The organism is Lunatimonas salinarum, assembly GCF_017811155.1.
Taxonomy (GTDB): domain Bacteria; phylum Bacteroidota; class Bacteroidia; order Cytophagales; family Cyclobacteriaceae; genus Lunatimonas; species Lunatimonas salinarum.
In genome coordinates, this window is the sequence record NZ_JACVCV010000015.1 from 22,927 (window position 1) to 40,214 (window position 17,288).

The following is a 17,288-nucleotide window of genomic DNA, read 5'->3' on the forward strand; positions in this document are numbered from 1 at the left end:
TTCATCATATTAATTTTTCTAAGTAGTTTACGTCTTCCCAATATATCAAAATTACCACCATAAATAATCGGAGTTTGTCACTTTATTTCTTTCCTGACCGTTACTTTTTGCGCTAAATAAACATGGGGGACCCGATTATATCAGGAAAATTAAGCACGGTTAACGGCTTCACATCTCAAACAGCAAAAGACAACCAATTAAACGGCCTAGCTTTGAAATAAACTCGTTATATTCGAATGAGTTTTAAAAAATCACAAACAATCTGTCCCAAACGGTGAATTTTTTTCAACCGCTCTCTGAAAATCATAAAATAACCACCTCGATTCTTCTGTTCAACGCACGGCCTTCTTCCGAATCATTAGGTGCCAAGGGTGATTTATCGCCTTTGCCCAAAACATCTACCCGTTCGGCATTGATGCCTGCTTGGATCAAAAAATCCTTCACGCTTTCTGCTCGCTGCCGACTTAGTTTTTCATTGTAAGCTGCATTTCCAACGTTGTCGGTATGTCCTTCTATGCGAATGCGCAGGATGGGATTTTGCTTCAGAAAAGCTTGCAGCCTATTTAGAGAAGCCATGGAATTCTCCTTCAAATCAGCTTTATCAAAATCAAAAAACACATTTTCAAAAATAAAGTAGGTCCCACTTTCGATCGGATCCAAGGAAATCACGAGGTTGTCCCGATTCTTGAGGCTGTCTCGCTCCACATTGTAAATTTTGGGAACAAACCCTTCTCGCTCCACATATAGCCCTGCATTTGCTTTGTCCGGGTAGAGCATCAGAAAATCCCCCGTTTTCCCATCTGAACGAAATTCATATAAGGTGCTGTCATTATCCAGTTGCACCAATGATAGTCTTGCATCTATGGGCTGACCGGTTTTAGCATCCTGCACCACCCCTTCAGTGACCAGCAGTTTTTCACCAAGGTAGATCTCCTCTGGGAAATTAAACCGAAAAAGAAAACTACTGTCCGGCCTTCCTTCATAGAAGATATTTTCCGTATAATAGGCATAATCCATCTGTGCAGTAATAAAAAGTGCCAATTGGTCATTTTGGTCATTGATAGGATATCCCAGATTTTGGGGTTCTCCAAACTCCCCAGCGCTGAATCTGGACAAGTAAAGATCCTTGCCCCCAAAGCCCAAATGACCGTCGGACGCAAAGAACAACACCTCGTTGTTAAAAAAAATAAAGGGAGAAACCTCGTCCTTTTCTGTATTTACACGGGGACCTAGGTTCTTTGCTGTACTCCAAGATCCATCGTCCAGTCGTTCGGAATACCAGACATCATTTCCACCAATGCCTTCTCGCCGGTTAGAGGCAAAAAAAAGCACCCTTCCATCCGCCGAAAGAGAGGGCTGGGAGTCCCAGAAGCGTGAATTGACATTTTTTCCCATATTTGTGGGCCGTTGCCACACGCCCTTTGTTTTTTGGGAAATGTACAGGTCGCAGCTGCCATATGAGTCCGGTGTATCACAGGAGGTAAAGATAAGCACATTTCCATCTGCGGAAATGGTGCAGGTTCCCTCGTTGTACCGCGAATTAATGGATTGCGAAATGGGCTGCGGCGCAGACCAGTTTTCGTATTCATCCAAGTAGGAAACAAAGATGTCTTCGTGCTCGTGGTTTTGAAGACCGTCCCTTTTAGTAAATAGAATTTTCTTGCTATCTGCGGTCAAAACGGGAAAATATTGCAGCCGAAAACGATTCAGCGGATCCGGTAGGCGTTCCTTCCGGATATCACGCTTCTGCGCCAATTGCTCAGAAACAAATTCCAGCTGTAGGCTTCGCTGCCGGAACCGGTCAGAATCTCTTATTTCCTCCTGAAGCAGCGGAATGCTCTCCTCGAAGGTCTCTATTGCAGCCTGAAATTCACCTTTCTGAAAATGGATCTCTGACATCAGCCAGGCAAACCGACCTTTAAAATCTGACTGACCCTTAATTCTTCTCGCCCCTTTTTGGGCAATTTCCATCGCCTTATCCAGACTGCCCCTGGTCAATAAAACCTGGGAATGCCTCAGGTACGCTTCAAAAAAATCACTGCTCCGCTCATACGCCGCCTGAAAACTCATGGCTGCTTCATCCCATTGCCTTGTGCCTAAAAACTGCTCCCCCTCTTCATAAAATCGAATGGCACGGCGATCAATAATGGAATACGTTTGCCCAAGCGAAATCAAAGGACTCAACAAAAACAGCAAGAGAAGGGTATTCCGGGCAATCATATCTCAGGGAATGTTCATGAATTTATGGGTCTGCAGGGAAATCTGCCAGCTTGGATGGCTTTTTGCGTAAGCTATTATTTTTTCCAGCATTTCACTGGATTTTGACCATTCTGGCTGCAATAATTTCACACAGTCTGCCGAAACCTTATCCGCATGCTCTTCGGCAAACAAGAAATCACTCTTGTGGTACACCACCACCTTCAATTCGTCTGCCTTTTTATATATTCCAGGGTGCGGTGCCTTGAATTTCTTGGGAGAGAAACATACCCAGTCAAACTCCCCCGAAAAGGGATGTGCACCGGAAGTCTCTATATTGATCTTAAAACCATGCTGTTTCAGAAGCTGTGTCAAGGGACCCAAGTCGTGCATCAATGGCTCTCCCCCGGTGATCACCACCAACCTTCCTGGATACTGCAAAGCACCGGCAACAATGTCCCGTATGTCTACAGCCGGCCACTTGGAAACGTCCCAGGAATCTTTAACATCACACCATACACAGCCCACATCACAGCCTCCGAGTCTGATAAAATATGCGGGGTGGCCGGTATACCGACCTTCTCCTTGTATGGTATAAAAAGCTTCCATCAGGGGCAATTTAAGCCCTGGCTTAGCTACTATTGTTTCTTGCATGAAATTTTTGGTAAAGCGGGTGATTGAACCGCTAATGAATATATAGTAAACGGCTAACTCAAGGATAAATTTTGCGCTCCGCCGCCAAAAGCGTGTTATAAAGCAAAGAGGCGATCGTCATGGGTCCTACTCCACCGGGAACCGGCGTGATGGCCGATGCCTTTGGCGCCACTTCGTCGTACTTTACGTCACCGATCAAGCGAAAACCACTCTTCTTCGATTCGTCGGCAATTCGGTGTATGCCCACATCAATTACCACCGCTCCCTCTTTTACCATATCGGCAGTCACGAATTCAGGCCTGCCCAACGCCACAATGAGGATGTCCGCAGACCTTGCGATTTCGTCGAGATTTTTGGTACGGCTATGGGTGATCGTCACCGTGCAATTACCGGGGTAATCGTTTCTAGCCATCAAGATACTCATGGGCGACCCAACGATATGACTTCTTCCTATGACTACACAGTGCTTACCCGAGGTTTCGATTTCGTGCCGCTTTAATAGCTCCAGAATACCATAAGGGGTAGCGGAGACGTAGGTGGGCCAATTCAATGCCATTCGACCTACATTGGCAGGGGTAAATCCGTCCACATCCTTCTCTGGCTTGATCTTAGCGGTGACTTTCTCTACCGATATATGCTTGGGCAGAGGCAACTGTGCAATCAACCCATCGATATCTGGATCGTCATTGATGCGCTGCACTTCATGAAGCAATGCCTCTTCAGTGATCCCCGCATCCAACCTTACGAGGGTGGATCGAAATCCCACCTGCTCGCAGGCCTTTACTTTGGCACCTACGTAGGTTTGACTGGCGCCGTCGTCACCTACCAAAACCGCTGCCAGATGAGGGATTTTTCCTCCGGACGCCTTGATTTCGCCAACACGAGAGGCTATTTCAGATTTGATTTGCTCAGAGGTTTTCTTCCCGTCTATTAGTATCGCCATATTTTACCTTATCTTATCATTCAAAAATATATCCATAAACCTACCTAAGTCCCGTTTAGACCGACGCTGAAGCCAAGAAGCTAAGAAACTCCGGGGAATTTGTACGAAGCTAATCCAACTTAAGCACTGCCATGAAGGCCTCCTGCGGCACCTCTACGTTACCTACTTGGCGCATGCGCTTTTTACCCTTCTTCTGCTTTTCGAGGAGTTTTCGCTTACGTGAAATATCCCCTCCATAACATTTAGCCAACACATTTTTACGAAGTGCCTTGACCGTTTCTCGTGCAATGATCTTTGACCCAATCGCCGCCTGAATGGCAATCTCAAACATCTGCCTTGGCACAAGTTCTTTGAGTTTTTCGCAAAGCCTCTTTCCCCATTCGTAAGCCTTGTCACGATGTACAATGGCTGAAAGCGCATCCACCGGTTCTCCGTTTAGCATGACATCCAACCGGACCATATGGGACTGCCTGAAGCCTATTAGCTCATAATCCAAGGATGCGTAGCCCCTTGAAATGGTTTTCAACTTATCAAAGAAATCGAACACGATCTCAACCAGTGGCATTTCAAATGCCAATTCCACCCGCTCCGCCGTAAGGTATACCTGATTTTTTATCAGTCCACGCTTATCCATACAAAGCTGTATCACCGGGCCCACATATTCGGCTGCCGTAATAATGGAAACCTTCACAAACGGCTCCTCAATGTGCTTGAAGAGATTCGGCTCCGGCATGTCAGAGGGAGCATTGACGACTTTATATTGGTCATTGTTCATCAGGGCTCTGAACTGTACGGAAGGAACCGTGGTGATCACCGTCATGTCAAATTCCCGCTCCAGACGCTCCTGTATGATCTCCATGTGCAACATACCCAAAAATCCACATCGAAACCCAAACCCCAGGGCAGCAGAAGTCTCCGGTTCCCACACCAGGGAAGCATCATTTAACTGGAGTTTTTCCATAGAGGCCCTGAGTTCTTCAAAATCCGTGGTCTCTACCGGGTATATCCCTGCAAAAACCATCGGCTTCACGTTTTCAAACCCTTGTATACTGGACGCACAGGGTCTCTTCACATGGGTGATGGTATCTCCCACCTTTACTTCTTTGGCTACCTTTATCCCAGAAACCAAGTACCCGACGTTACCTGCTTTCATCGTTTGCTGAGGCTTTTGCTGTATGCCCAATATGCCGATCTCATCGGCTTCGTATTCCTTCCCGGTATTGACGAACTTAATCTTATCACCCTTGTTCATGGTGCCGTTAAAGATCCGGAAGATTACTTCCACGCCCCTAAACGGATTGTACACCGAGTCAAATATCATTGCCTGCAAGGGGGCTTCTTCGTCTCCCTTGGGTGCAGGGACGCGCTCCACGACGGCATTAAGGATATCCTCAATCCCAAGTCCTTCCTTTCCCGAGGCCAAAATTATGTCTTCTCTGTCACATCCAATCAAGTCAATCACCTCGTCAGCGACCACCTCGGGATCCGCTCCCGGAAGGTCTATCTTGTTTAGCACCGGGATAATTTCCAAATCATGGCCTATCGCCAGGTACAAATTTGAAATAGTCTGTGCCTCCACACCTTGGGATGCATCTACAATCAGCAAAGCCCCCTCACATGCTGCGATAGATCGGGACACCTCGTATGAAAAGTCCACATGACCGGGGGTATCGATCAAGTTAAGGGTATACTCCTCTCCCTTGTAGGTATATTTCATCTGTATGGCGTGGGACTTGATGGTAATCCCTCTCTCCCGCTCCAAGTCCATGTTATCCAGTAGCTGATCCTGCATCTCCCTTTCCGAGACTGTGTTGGTAAATTGCAATAAGCGATCTGCCAAAGTACTCTTACCATGGTCGATGTGGGCGATGATACAGAAATTTCGTATTCGTTGCATATCCATAATTGGGTGCAAAAATAGTAAATAGTTAGGGTATTAGAATGGTAACAGCGATTATATTCTTACCACTACTGCTGCCTGTCAAACCTAAAAACCGTTTGGACTGTTTATAATATAATTTTATTTCCCCTAAATTTGAAACATGCTGTTTCCCCCGTTCAAAATTGTTGCCTTCTTGTCTGTTTTATTGTCTCAGATCCATGGATCCTTGGCAGGAAAGGTGATAAATGACGATGAAAAAGTAGCCATTTCTCCCAAACGAACTTTGGAATGGAAGGATTTCAAAACCGTGAAGACCATTCAAGGTAAAAGCAGCATCAACGCACTTTGCTTAAGTACCTGCGATATCGAAATCAAACGGGTAATCCCAAAAGGCAGCTATGTTCAGTTGGAGGTTAAGGCCCTTGTAAACCATAAAAATGACCTTTCACAGGTAACCGAAAACTTCCTGACAACCAACGATGAGGCCACTAAGGCGCAGGTGCTGCACCATGAAAATGGGCATTTTCTCATCGCACAGATCATTGGATACCGTATCGTAAAAGATGCTCAAGGTTTTCAATTTCACCCCAAAAACTACAAAAGCCAGCTAAACCAACTCATCAGTGGGCATTTCCGATATTGGAAACAAATGGATCAACTCTACGACCTAGAGACTACCAAGCCGCGAAATCCTGCAATGCAAAAAAAATGGGATGAATACTTCGCCAAAGAACTCGCTAAATTGAAAGCTGCCATTAACTAACCCGTCCTAACTTGGAAAAAATCGCCCAACAAAAATTCAAGCAGAGCATCGGTGAATACCTCCTCTACATGTACCAAATGGAAGACCTGATCCGATCCTACCAGTTCAGCCTGGCGGATATTAAACAGTATGTGGTCTCCCATTACCCCATTTCAGAGGACGAAAAGAAACAAACCTTGGAATGGTTTGCCGATTTATGCTCGCAGATGAAAGCCGAAAAGATCGAGCAGCGGGGACATCTGGCGAGCGTTCAAAAACATGTAGATCAGCTTGCCGCATTACATTGGGAATTATTGAAATCCGATAGTACCTACTTCGACTTATACCAGTATGCCAAACCCCATGTGGTCGAACTGGTATTGGGCGCTGGAACAGCGGATCCGGGACACGAGATACAGGTGTGCATCCATGCGTTATATGGCCTGTTGCTGAGCCGACTGCACGGCAAGGAAGTGCCCGAACCGATTATCGAAGCCACGACGCATTTTGGAAAAGTCCTTCAATACCTGGATCAGGCCTATGTCAGGTGAACGTTTTTTAGCAAATTCAGGTAAGGGCTAATCAGGTATCTTGTAATTTGACATATCTTTGGGATGTCTAAGACGAAACCCAAACCAAATGCAAACAAACCTCTGCTATTTCTCTTGGCTCATTTTTGGTATATGCTGGATGCACCTCTCCACTTCATTGGCACAAACCAACGCAAGTACAGAAGCTTGGATTAATGAGCTTCAGCTTGGCATGCCCTTGGAACCGCTAAAACCGTCTGTTTACCTTATCACTGGAAAAGAGCAGGTGTATCGAAATAATCCGTGGATGGCACAGAGTTACCTCAGAAACCTAGACCGTGGGATCATAGAGGCAATTTATGAAGGAACAACCGCCAACTACCTCAATGGACGCAAAGCATCGGACACCAAACTTCATTTTTTCAACGAGCACCTCTATAAAATCCGCTGGACCTTCGAACGTAAGGATCTAGGTAATCCCAAAACACACCTGGAAGACTTTAAGGCTTACTTTATCAAAAGATACGGTAATCCTACAGAGGTCCTTTTGGGAGACACGTTTATTTGGGAGCAAGCTGGCCAACGTCTGCAACTCTTTGCCGACAATGAATCCCTACAGGTGGAACTGCGAGACAACGAAATTGAAAAGAAACTGAAAGCCCTTTAATTATCTAGCTTTAGCTGCCTTGCCTACATGGCATAAACCAAGACAAACCGCCATTCAGCTTTCCATCCATTCGTAGATGCTGCTATAGCCTGCTTTCTCATCCACATAGTCTAAAAAGCGTCCATAAAATGGGTGGCTTGCCAGCGTTGAACTGTCGCCCACCACGATCAACCGACGCTTTGCCCGGGTCAATGCGACATTCATTCGGCGTACATCCGATAAAAAACCAATTTCTCCCCCAGGGTTACTTCTTACCAGACTGATCAAAATCAGGTCCCTCTCCTGCCCCTGAAACCCGTCTATCGTGTCAATGGTAAGCAATGTCTCCAGAGAACGGAGGATAACAAAAGCATCCTCACCTGCCACCAATTCCTTGAGGTATTCCACTTGGGCTCTATAAGGGGAAATGACACCAACGTTCCACCCGTTTTCCTTAAAAACCTTATTTCCTACCCGTTTCACCAGGTCAGTCAGCACCTGCAGGCTAAACCTGCCTTCCTCGTTATTGCGTGTGCTCAAGGTTTCCTTGTCAGTAAACTCTGTGTAACCGCTTCCGGCGGTATCGATAAATGTCAGGATCGGCTCATCCCCGAGCTGATGGGACGCCGTATTGGGGGCGGCAATCAACTTATTTTGGTAAAAATACCGACTGGAAAAGCCCATGATGGTATCAGGCATTCTATATTGTGTCCAAAGCATACAGGAAGCCTTGGCTTGCCGGGCTATCACTTTTTCAAATAAGGTCTCGCTCAATCCCTTCTTGGCAGCCTCCAGTGACTTCACCGTCGGGGGCAGTTGGCGGTGGTCACCGGCCATAATTACCTTGTCGCTGATAAGCAACGGAATCCAAGTCGCCGGCTCCAATCCTTGAGAGGCCTCGTCGATAAATACCACCGGAAATCGCATCCCCTTAAGTACCGTAGAAGCTGCGCCTGACAGCGTGGTAGCGATCACCCGAGCCTGCTGCAGCACATCAAACCGAATATAATCCTCCAAATGTGTAATTTCTTCCTTAACCCGGCGGGACTCATCGTACAGACGCTGCTTTTGGCCCCTTTCCGCTGCTCCAAAATGCCTTTTGTATTTTCCAGCTTGCCGCTTCAGTTCTGCATGGGATTTCTTGAGTTTTTTTAGATCCTTATAGCTTGGATGCGTGGAAATCTTGGCGTCGAGGGTCTGACTGATGATCTGATCATCCACCCGGGCAGGATGACCGATTCTCAAGGTTTCCAGGCCAGCGTCTGACAACTTTTCTACCAGAAGGTCTACCGCTGTGTTGCTGGGAGCGCACACCAGCACCTGGACATGTCCTTTAAGTACCTCCAAAATGGCCGCCACCAATGTCGTGGTCTTGCCGGTGCCGGGAGGACCGTGAATAACGGCAACATCCTTGGCCCTTTCAACTAATCGAACCGCTTCGGATTGACCTTCATTTAGGCCTTCAGGTTGGTAATGCTGTTCCGAATGCTCCTCAAACGCTGCCTGCTGCTCTCCCAATAGCACGCTCTTAAGCGTAGCCAATCGCCCAGATTCGGCCCGCAACACGGCGTTTAGTGTAGATTCCATTTGGCGGTAAGTGTTTTCGTCAAATAGCAAATCCACACCCAATTTCCCCTCATAAAGCCAGTCCGGAGGGGTCTCCACGCCTAACGTTAACATCATAGCGTCACCCTTGACATAATTGACCACCCCATTCAGGCTGTCTTTGGAGCTGTCGCCCTCACCCGTATTGGAAAACAACGCGACCGACTTTCCCGACTGAAAACCATGGGACGGGGTACTCCCATTTTGCCGCACTTCGATCATCACCTTATCCGCCAACCCTGCCCTTACCCGCTGTACCTGCACGGGATACCAACAGGTTCCCGCCGTTTTTCTTTCGACAATGGACTTGCCCCAGGTACGTCGTTTATACTGCTCTAAATCCTCTTTCCATTCCGTCCTTAAAAGATTTTTAACGATTACTAATTCTTCCTGTATATTTGCCATGTTGTTTGCTTACCCGTCGTACTTATTATAGCAGTCGCCAAAGTTAATTGTTTTATTCTTTGTGAATTTTCTTGCACACGCATATTTGTCATTTGACCAACCAAAGGTACTGGTAGGCAATTTTATAGGCGATTTTGTAAAGGGAGACCTTACGAAACAGTTTGATTCGGAAATTATCGTGGGAATACAATTGCACCGGGCCATAGACCGGTACACCGATCTGCACCCCGTAGTGAAAGAATCGCAAAAACTGCTGAAACCCGTTTTTGCCAGGTATTCATCCGTGATCACGGATATGTTTTTTGACTATTTTCTAGCTAGAAACTGGCAATCATATCATATAAAACCGCTGGAGGAGTATGTGCAGTCCGTTTATCAACTATTACAAAGCCATGCCGCCATCCACCCGCCTAAGTTCCGAGAAACCTTTAAATATATGCAAAAAGAAAATTGGCTGGTTGCTTATGGAACTACCTCCGGAATCCAACGTGCACTGACTGGGATTTCCTATCGGACCACGTTCAAATCCCATATGGAAAAAGCACCGCAGTACCTGGAAAAACACCACAACGAATTTGAGCGTTATTTTAAAGCTTTCTTTCCGGAACTGATTCGCTTTTCAGAACAGAGATTACGGGAGCTTAGATCACAGAAGCCATGATACACTGCAGACCAAAAACCAACACCTACCTTTCTCTGGGTTTAATCGTACTGATTCTGACGGCTGGCCTAGTATACCTGCTGGTAGACTTTTCCCGAGGGCGAACTTACGCGTTTTGGTTTTACCTGATCGGATGTACACTGATTACCGTCGTTTTGCTTATGCTTTTGGTCAAGATGATGGCCGGGTTTAAATTTATTTCTGCGGGAAACAACGAACTAGTGGTACGCATCCCATTAAAGTCTCTGAAGGCCACGTATCCCCTCAGCTCCATACTGGGATGGCAGGAAGAAATCATTAAAGCCAACAACCGGCAATTCAAGCAATTAAGCATTCTTTTTGACCGTAACACGTCTTTTTCCATCAGCAACCATGAGCACGAACGGTACGATGAATTGGTAAAATACCTGCAACGAAAAATCCCGAAGAAAAAGATTAAAAATTAATTTCCTCCGGGATTTGGCAACGCGAAAAACCTTACTGAAAATCAATGGCTCCAGTCAAACTTATCGATTTTTTCCAAGCATGCCTTTAGCAAATCAATACTGGCTGCAACGTCTTCTTTGTGCGCCATTTCAATCACTTGGTGTAGATGTCGGGTTGGAATGGAAATGGCACCCGCAATAGCCCCCTGTTTGCCCATGCGTTGCACGCCTGCGGTATCAGTACCTCCGGCAGTCAAAATTTCCGGCTGCCACAGAATTCCACGTTCATTGGCTGTCTCTTTCATAAACGAGACCATCCGGTAGTCACATATGGCAGATCCGTCCATGATTTTAATCGCAGTACCCTTTCCGAGCTCTGTAATTTTCTCATGGGGTGAGGCCCCCGGCACGTCATAGGCTATGGTCGTATCCAGGGCGATTCCAAAATCCGGATTAATCAAATGCGCAGAGACACTGGCTCCCCGTAGACCCACCTCTTCCTGTACGGTAAAGGTGGCGTATACATCGTAAGCCGGATCTTTGAGGGTTCGTAGCGCTTCTAGGAGGATAAAAACCGCTACCCGGTTATCTATGGACTTGCAATTTACGCAATCACCCATTTCGATCAGCTCTCGTTCCCTCGTGATGGGATCCCCTACCGTAACGTATTTCTCTACCTCTTCCTTCTTCATGCCCAGGTCTATGAAAAAATCGGTGGTTTTAGGTAGCTTCAGCCGCTCCTCCTGTGTCATCACATGTATGGGCTTGCTGCCCATCACACCCACTAGGTCTTTCTTTCCATGTACAATGACCCGCTGTGCTGTCAGCGTCTTTGGATCAAAACCACCCAAGGTATGAAAACGGAGAAAACCGTTTTCATCTATATGCGTGACAATAAAGCCTATTTCATCCATATGGGCGGCGACCATTACACGCTTTTTTTCAGGGTTTCGACTTCCCTCTTTCACGGCAATGATATTTCCCATGTTGTCTATCTCCACGGTGTCTACCAAGGGACTGACTTCGGCCAAGATAAAATCCCGAACCTTCTTTTCAAATCCCGGAGCCCCCGGTAGTTCACAGATTTTCTTTAACAGCTCTATATTGATGCTCATGATGTGTAAGGGTTACTAATTTCATCGAAACAAGTCTATTGGCAAAATAGGCAGCTGCCTACTACCTGGACAAACCATGGGGAGCAGATTGCTATCAATAGGCTCTTACACCCTTTCCCTCCATGTAGTTGAGAAAGGCCCGGTTTACCACCTTCATGCCTCCATGTGTGGGAAAGTTACCAGTAAAATACCAGTCGCCTAAATGATCCGGACAGGCCAAGTTGAGATTTGCAACCGTTTGATAAATCACAGTCACCTCCGCCTTAATGGTATCGGATGTGATGATCTGGGCGATTTTATCTGAAATCTCCTGATCGGTAAAGTTGGCGTAGATTTCCTTGACAAAGTTTTCTTGGGCATTCGGATAAGCAAGGCATTTATCTTTGACCTGATCCAACACATAATCTTGGCCCCGTTCCTTGAGCAAAGCCACTGCACCGCGAAAAGCAATGAATTCTTTCATCTTTGACATATCGATCCCATAACAATCCGGAAAACGGATCTGGGGAGCGGAAGATACGATGATGATCCTCTTGGGATTTAACTTGTCTAACGTGGTCAGGATGCTTTTCTCCAAGGTAGTTCCCCGCACAATACTATCGTCTATCACCACAATGGTGTCCAATCCAGGACGAATCACCTCATAGGTGGTGTCATACACATTGGAAACCATCACATCCCGGTCATTGTCATTGGTAATAAAGGTTCGGAGTTTCACGTCCTTAGCCACAAGCTTTTCCACCCTGGGTCGAAAACTCAGCAGCTCTTCCAAATCATCCAAGTGTGGTTTCCCCTCTAGCAATACTTCTTTTCGCTTGGTGCAAAGATAGTCTTCCAAGCCTTCGATCATACCATAAAAGGAGGTCTCCGCGGTATTTGGAATGTATGAAAAGACGGTGTTTTTTACGTCAAAATCGATGGCCTTGAGAATCTGTGGCACCAGTGCCCTGCCGAGCTTCTTTCTTTCCTGATAAATATCCGGGTCTGTACCTCTGGAAAAATAGATCCGCTCAAAACTACACGACTTCTTTTCCTTCGGCGGCAGGATCTCAAATTCCCCGTAGCTTCCATCCTTGTTAACAATGAGCGCATGACCCGGCTGTATTTCCTTTATCGCACTGTATTCGATGTTAAACGCTGTCTTGATAGGAGGCTTTTCGGAGGCTATCACAACGATCTCATCATCCGCATAGTAATATGCCGGTCGGATGCCGATTGGATCACGAACCACAAAACTGGCTCCGTTACCAATCAGGCCCGCCATGGCATAACCCCCATCAAAATCGCGGCAGCTGCGGCGTAATATTCGTGCCACGTCCAACTCCTGCTCAATATATTCGGTAATGTCCTTATTCGGTAAGCCTCTGTATTTATCAAAGATTCGCTGATTTTCCTCGTCTAGAAAGTGTCCGATCTTTTCCATTACCGTGACCGTATCGGTTTTTTCCTTCGGGTGCTGACCTAATTTGACGAGATTGCCAAAAAGCTCTTCCACATTGGTCATGTTGAAATTACCTGCCATGACCAGATTCCGGCTTCGCCAGTTATTCTGCCTTAGAAAGGGGTGACAGGTTTCAATGCTGTTTTCCCCATGAGTACCGTAACGCAGGTGTCCCAGCCAAACTTCTCCACTAAACGCAATGTTTTCCTTGATCCAGTCCGCATTTTCCAGATCTTCTTGTGTCCCGACCTTCTTGGCCTTCTTGAATTTCTTGGCGATCTTTCCAAAAATATTGGTTACCGCATCCGACTCTATCGATCGGTACCGACTGATGTAGCGCGTACCTGGGCAGGTGTTGATCTTGATATTGGCCACCCCAGCACCATCTTGACCCCGGTTGATCTGCTTTTGCATCAACACGTACAGGCGGTTTGCTGCATATAGCGGCGTATTGTATTTATCAATATAATATTGAAGGGGTTTCCTAAGCCTGATCATGGCTATTCCGCACTCGTGTTTGATCTGATCACTCATAGGTCGTATGGAAAGTAATATGGGAACAAAGTTAACGGATTTTTTTAGAATTAAATTCTAGAAAAAGGACAACATGCTTTATCAAAAAATAAATCCAAGCCCCTCAGATTCCTGTAAAAAAATTTTGCATTCCGACCTTTAAACTAACGCTTAGGAAATTTTATGACGAAAACGAATACTATTCCCAAAGAGCATACCGCTCTAGCTTGACCGATTTCCCAAAAAACAGGGAGGTGGCATGCTGAAACGCAGCGGTGAAATCTGACACCAAAAACCGATCTTCTCCTGTGGGCCCTTCATTCAAAAGCTCCCGGGTTTCCAGAAATTCCTTCACCGCACGTGCCACAATCTCGGAGCTGTCGATGATGGCTACTTGATGGGCAAAATAGGCGTCGATCTGCCTTTTGATCAAGGGGTAGTGCGTACATCCGAGCACCAATGCTTGTATACCGTGAAGATCTTCCTGGTTCAAATAGGATTGGATGATGGTATCACTCACCTCGTCCCGCTGAAAACCCTCTTCGATCATAGGTGCCAGCAGCGGCGTAGCTAACGCCTGTAAAACGATGCCTGCATGAAGGGAGTCCACCTTTTTGGTGTAAACACCTGAGTTTATCGTTTGTTTGGTGCCTATCAGCCCTACTTTTTGCCCTGCATGATAGATACCTAGATGCGATACCACCGGATCGATCACATTAACAACATGTGCTCTCGACCCAGCGTATTCCTTTACCAGCTCAAAGGCAGCTGCAGAAGCAGAATTGCAGGCAATCAAAATCAATTTACAGCCTGCCTGCAGTAGCACATCTACAATTTTCACCGAATAAGCCTGAATCGCTGCGGTACTTTTATCTCCATAGGGCAAATGGGCCGTATCCCCGAAATAAATCAACCGCTCTCGGGGCAATAATTTTCGGACAGCCTTTGCGACTGTTAACCCGCCGATTCCTGAGTCAAAAACACCTATTGGCTGATTGGCATTCATTCGAATTTAAGCATGTTTTTCTTTTCGCAGAGGCTATAAAAAACCCCCAAGCGCTTGGCTTGGGGGCATCTGTGCAAGCAGAGAGTGAAGAATATATTACGAGGTACAAATATACAAAATATTATCACCTCATGTAGGATAACCTCAATAAAAGCGCAGGTTGAAAGTAAATGGAATCCTCATTCCAGCGTTCGCTTGGAGTAGGTATGATGGGCGACAGCCAATCGAAGGTCAAAATAGCTGTATTTATCCCCAAAAAACTCCTTCAATGGCTTGAGGAATCCGCTTTCCTGCTTTCGGTGTTCCCCCAGAATCTCCTCCATCTCGTCCACCGTCAGAAAACTGCCAACCGGTATTTTACCCTGCTCTACCAGCTCCACCAAGTGTCCTTCCACCGTCCGAGGACTGAGACCCCGCTCAACGGCAATTCCCTCAGCATCCATGCCCCTTTCAAAAAGCTTAAGGGTTTGGTAAACCGTATCCGCAGGAACGCTTCTGCCGGACTTCTTCACGGACACGGTGATCGTTCGCTTCGGCTTTAGCTGGTTCTCTACGACGTAGTTTCGGATTACACGCAGAAAATCATCGCCAAACCGCTCTGCCTTTAGTTGCCCTACTCCATGGATCATCCGGAATGCCGAAGAATCCTGTGGATAATGTACTGCCATCTCCACGAGAGTCGCATCTGAAAACACCAGGTATGGTGGTACGCCCAGTTTGCGAGCAAGGCTAAACCGCAAGTTTTTCAGCTTCTCAAACAATCCCTTATCGTAACTTTCCTCGCCTACAAGACCTTTCCTAAATTCATCGCTTTCGAGTGCCAGCTGAATTTTCTCCTTGCTCTTTAACTTTTCCCAAGCTAGCGGACTTAGGGAGAGCACCGGATAGGGATCGCCTGCACTTATCAAGTAACCCTCCCGCACCAACGAGTTGCCCAGCTTTTTCCAGTGATCCTCGGTTTGGCCTTTTCCGATTCCAAACACACTTAAGGACTTGTGCGCTTCCTGAATCTTAGCTGACGCAGATCCCCTCAGCACCAAAATAACATAGCCCATACCAAAGCTTTCCCCCAAGCGGACTACCGTGGAAAGGAACATTTGCGCAGGAATAGTAGCATCCAACTGCTTTCCCGCCCGGAAGCAAACGTCACAATTGCCACAGTCTTCGCTGGGCTTTTCCCCAAAGTAAGTCAATAAAAAACGCCTTCTACAGCTACTTAGCTGGCAGAACTGGACCATTTTAGCCAATTTAGCTTTGGCTACGTTTACATATTCGGGGTTTTCCGCATTTTCAATCATGCGGGTAAGCGTGACGCTATCTCCATAGCTGTAAAACAACAACGCTTCGCTAGGCAATCCATCACGCCCTGCCCGCCCCGTTTCTTGATAATAAGACTCAATGCTTTGCGGCATATTCATGTGAACGACAAACCGCACATTGGACTTATCTATACCCATTCCAAAAGCGATTGTGGCCACCATGATCTTTACTTCATCCTTGATAAACAGTTCCTGGTGCCGATCTCTAACCTCCTTGTCCAGGCCGGCATGGTAAGGCAGCGCACTGAATCCCAGAGCGGCTAACTTTTCAGCTGTTTCTTCCACGCTCTTTCGGGAGAGGCAGTAGATGATGCCGGAATCCTCGGATCGGCCGGAGAGAAATCCGGTCAGCTTTTGAAAGGCATCGCTGCGAAGCGCTACCTGATAAGAGATATTGGGACGGTCAAAGGAGGAGATAAACCATTGAGGATTCCTCAGCGCCAATTTCTCGGCGATATCCCGGCGGGTTTGGGGATCGGCCGTAGCAGTGAGTGCCAAAAAAGGGATATCGGGAAAGGCCTCTCGCAGCAAGCCAATCTTAAGGTATTCCGGGCGAAAATCATGCCCCCATTGGGATACACAGTGCGCTTCGTCTACGGCCACCAGGCAGAGGTTCGCCTTTTTCAAAAACCCCATCCATCCATTTGATCCGGAAAAAAGCCTCTCGGGTGCAACATAGAGCAATTTCACCTTTCCCTGCAATACCTGTTCGGAAATAAAGCGCTGCTCGCTCACGCTCTGGGTCGAATTGATGAACGTGGCCGGTATGCCTAGCCCATTTAATGCATCCACCTGATCTTTCATCAAGGCAATCAGCGGAGAAATGACCAACGTGAGCCCAGACAACACCATGGCGGGCACCTGATAACATACCGACTTACCCGCTCCCGTCGGCATTAGCGCGATGCTATCCTTCCCCTGCAGCATCGCCGTTATCACTGCTTCTTGGCTACCGCGAAACTTACTGTAGCCAAAAAAATCAGTCAATACCTGCAATGGAGTCATTTTAAACACGATTTAGGAAACAGATGAAACCACCAATTTAAAAAAAATCCACTCAATGAAGAAAGATACCCTTGCGTAAAAATTCACGGGCAGCTACTTTTTGATTCCTTTCAGACCTGAAACCTCCATCTCCACGGTCAGTTCGATCACATACATACCCTTGGGGATCAACCGAAAGGCATCTACCTAAAGTAGATTTA

At 46.7% G+C, this 17,288-nt stretch carries 14 protein-coding genes; 5 read left to right on the forward strand and 9 right to left on the reverse strand.

The window, feature by feature from the left end; genetic code table 11:
- Positions 1 to 303: 303 nt before the first annotated feature.
- From IAQ59_RS16850 to lepA, 4 genes are all read right to left on the reverse strand, one after another.
- On the reverse strand, positions 304 to 2,220 hold the full coding sequence (locus tag IAQ59_RS16850) for an OmpA family protein (RefSeq protein ID WP_209332012.1): 1,917 nt from the start codon (positions 2,218 to 2,220) through the stop codon (positions 304 to 306).
- 3 nt (positions 2,221 to 2,223) lie between these two features.
- Positions 2,224 to 2,850 (reverse strand): 7-carboxy-7-deazaguanine synthase QueE, encoded by a 627-nt coding sequence (locus tag IAQ59_RS16855; protein ID WP_209332013.1) that lies wholly within the window; start codon positions 2,848 to 2,850, stop codon positions 2,224 to 2,226.
- Between the two features lie 58 nt (positions 2,851 to 2,908).
- Positions 2,909 to 3,793, reverse strand: a complete 885-nt coding sequence (locus tag IAQ59_RS16860) for a bifunctional 5,10-methylenetetrahydrofolate dehydrogenase/5,10-methenyltetrahydrofolate cyclohydrolase (protein ID WP_209332014.1) — start codon at positions 3,791 to 3,793, stop codon at positions 2,909 to 2,911.
- A gap of 109 nt (positions 3,794 to 3,902) precedes the next feature.
- The gene (gene lepA, locus IAQ59_RS16865) at positions 3,903 to 5,696 is read right to left on the reverse strand and encodes a translation elongation factor 4 (RefSeq protein WP_209332015.1); all 1,794 of its coding nucleotides are present in this window, start codon (positions 5,694 to 5,696) and stop codon (positions 3,903 to 3,905) included.
- A gap of 172 nt (positions 5,697 to 5,868) precedes the next feature.
- On the opposite strand from lepA, the gene IAQ59_RS16870 reads away from it, so the two are divergent.
- The 3 genes from IAQ59_RS16870 (at position 5,869) to IAQ59_RS16880 (ending at position 7,614) form a co-directional block, all read left to right on the forward strand.
- Positions 5,869 to 6,438 (forward strand): hypothetical protein, encoded by a 570-nt coding sequence (locus tag IAQ59_RS16870; protein ID WP_245189673.1) that lies wholly within the window; start codon positions 5,869 to 5,871, stop codon positions 6,436 to 6,438.
- Between the two features lie 11 nt (positions 6,439 to 6,449).
- Positions 6,450 to 6,968: a DUF4924 family protein gene (locus IAQ59_RS16875; protein ID WP_209332016.1), complete on the forward strand. Its 519-nt coding sequence runs from the start codon at positions 6,450 to 6,452 to the stop codon at positions 6,966 to 6,968.
- Positions 6,969 to 7,056: 88 nt separating this feature from the next.
- Complete coding sequence (locus IAQ59_RS16880) at positions 7,057 to 7,614, forward strand: hypothetical protein (protein WP_209332017.1); 558 nt, start codon at positions 7,057 to 7,059, stop codon at positions 7,612 to 7,614.
- Positions 7,615 to 7,668: 54 nt separating this feature from the next.
- Here IAQ59_RS16880 and IAQ59_RS16885 read toward each other — a convergent pair whose 3' ends face one another.
- Positions 7,669 to 9,603, reverse strand: a complete 1,935-nt coding sequence (locus IAQ59_RS16885; protein ID WP_209332018.1) for an AAA domain-containing protein — start codon at positions 9,601 to 9,603, stop codon at positions 7,669 to 7,671.
- A 61-nt stretch (positions 9,604 to 9,664) separates the two neighbouring features.
- Here IAQ59_RS16885 and IAQ59_RS16890 point away from each other — a divergent pair, with 61 nt between their 5' ends.
- Both IAQ59_RS16890 and IAQ59_RS16895 read left to right on the forward strand, forming a co-directional pair.
- Entirely contained in the window at positions 9,665 to 10,264 is a 600-nt protein-coding gene (locus IAQ59_RS16890; RefSeq protein WP_209332019.1) for an acyl carrier protein phosphodiesterase, read from the forward strand.
- A complete protein-coding gene (locus IAQ59_RS16895; protein WP_209332020.1) occupies positions 10,261 to 10,710 on the forward strand; it encodes a hypothetical protein in 450 nt (149 codons plus the stop codon). The genes IAQ59_RS16890 and IAQ59_RS16895 overlap by 4 nt, the downstream gene beginning before the upstream one ends.
- 41 nt (positions 10,711 to 10,751) lie before the next feature.
- Here the strand turns inward: IAQ59_RS16895 and IAQ59_RS16900 are convergent, their stop codons facing one another.
- From IAQ59_RS16900 to recQ, 4 genes are all read right to left on the reverse strand, one after another.
- Positions 10,752 to 11,804: a M42 family metallopeptidase gene (locus tag IAQ59_RS16900; protein ID WP_209332021.1), complete on the reverse strand. Its 1,053-nt coding sequence runs from the start codon at positions 11,802 to 11,804 to the stop codon at positions 10,752 to 10,754.
- 94 nt (positions 11,805 to 11,898) lie between these two features.
- Positions 11,899 to 13,779, reverse strand: a complete 1,881-nt coding sequence (locus tag IAQ59_RS16905) for an amidophosphoribosyltransferase (RefSeq protein ID WP_209332022.1) — start codon at positions 13,777 to 13,779, stop codon at positions 11,899 to 11,901.
- Positions 13,780 to 13,957: 178 nt separating this feature from the next.
- Complete coding sequence (murI, locus tag IAQ59_RS16910; protein ID WP_209332023.1) at positions 13,958 to 14,764, reverse strand: glutamate racemase; 807 nt, start codon at positions 14,762 to 14,764, stop codon at positions 13,958 to 13,960.
- Between the two features lie 179 nt (positions 14,765 to 14,943).
- A complete protein-coding gene (recQ, locus tag IAQ59_RS16915) occupies positions 14,944 to 17,088 on the reverse strand; it encodes a DNA helicase RecQ (RefSeq protein ID WP_209332024.1) in 2,145 nt (714 codons plus the stop codon).
- Positions 17,089 to 17,288 lie beyond the last annotated feature (200 nt).

Bases quoted from the DNA above. Each gene is read 5' to 3' on its own strand.
- IAQ59_RS16850 (WP_209332012.1), bottom strand. From the start codon at position 2,220: ATGATTGCCCGGAATACCCTTCTCTTGCTGTTTTTGTTGAGTCCTTTG.
- IAQ59_RS16855 (WP_209332013.1), bottom strand. From the start codon at position 2,850: ATGCAAGAAACAATAGTAGCTAAGCCAGGGCTTAAATTGCCCCTGATG.
- IAQ59_RS16860 (WP_209332014.1), bottom strand. From the start codon at position 3,793: ATGGCGATACTAATAGACGGGAAGAAAACCTCTGAGCAAATCAAATCT.
- lepA (WP_209332015.1), bottom strand. From the start codon at position 5,696: ATGGATATGCAACGAATACGAAATTTCTGTATCATCGCCCACATCGAC.
- IAQ59_RS16880 (WP_209332017.1), top strand. From the start codon at position 7,057: ATGCAAACAAACCTCTGCTATTTCTCTTGGCTCATTTTTGGTATATGC.
- IAQ59_RS16885 (WP_209332018.1), bottom strand. From the start codon at position 9,603: ATGGCAAATATACAGGAAGAATTAGTAATCGTTAAAAATCTTTTAAGG.
- IAQ59_RS16895 (WP_209332020.1), top strand. From the start codon at position 10,261: ATGATACACTGCAGACCAAAAACCAACACCTACCTTTCTCTGGGTTTA.
- IAQ59_RS16900 (WP_209332021.1), bottom strand. From the start codon at position 11,804: ATGAGCATCAATATAGAGCTGTTAAAGAAAATCTGTGAACTACCGGGG.
- IAQ59_RS16905 (WP_209332022.1), bottom strand. From the start codon at position 13,779: ATGAGTGATCAGATCAAACACGAGTGCGGAATAGCCATGATCAGGCTT.
- murI (WP_209332023.1), bottom strand. From the start codon at position 14,764: ATGAATGCCAATCAGCCAATAGGTGTTTTTGACTCAGGAATCGGCGGG.
- recQ (WP_209332024.1), bottom strand. From the start codon at position 17,088: ATGACTCCATTGCAGGTATTGACTGATTTTTTTGGCTACAGTAAGTTT.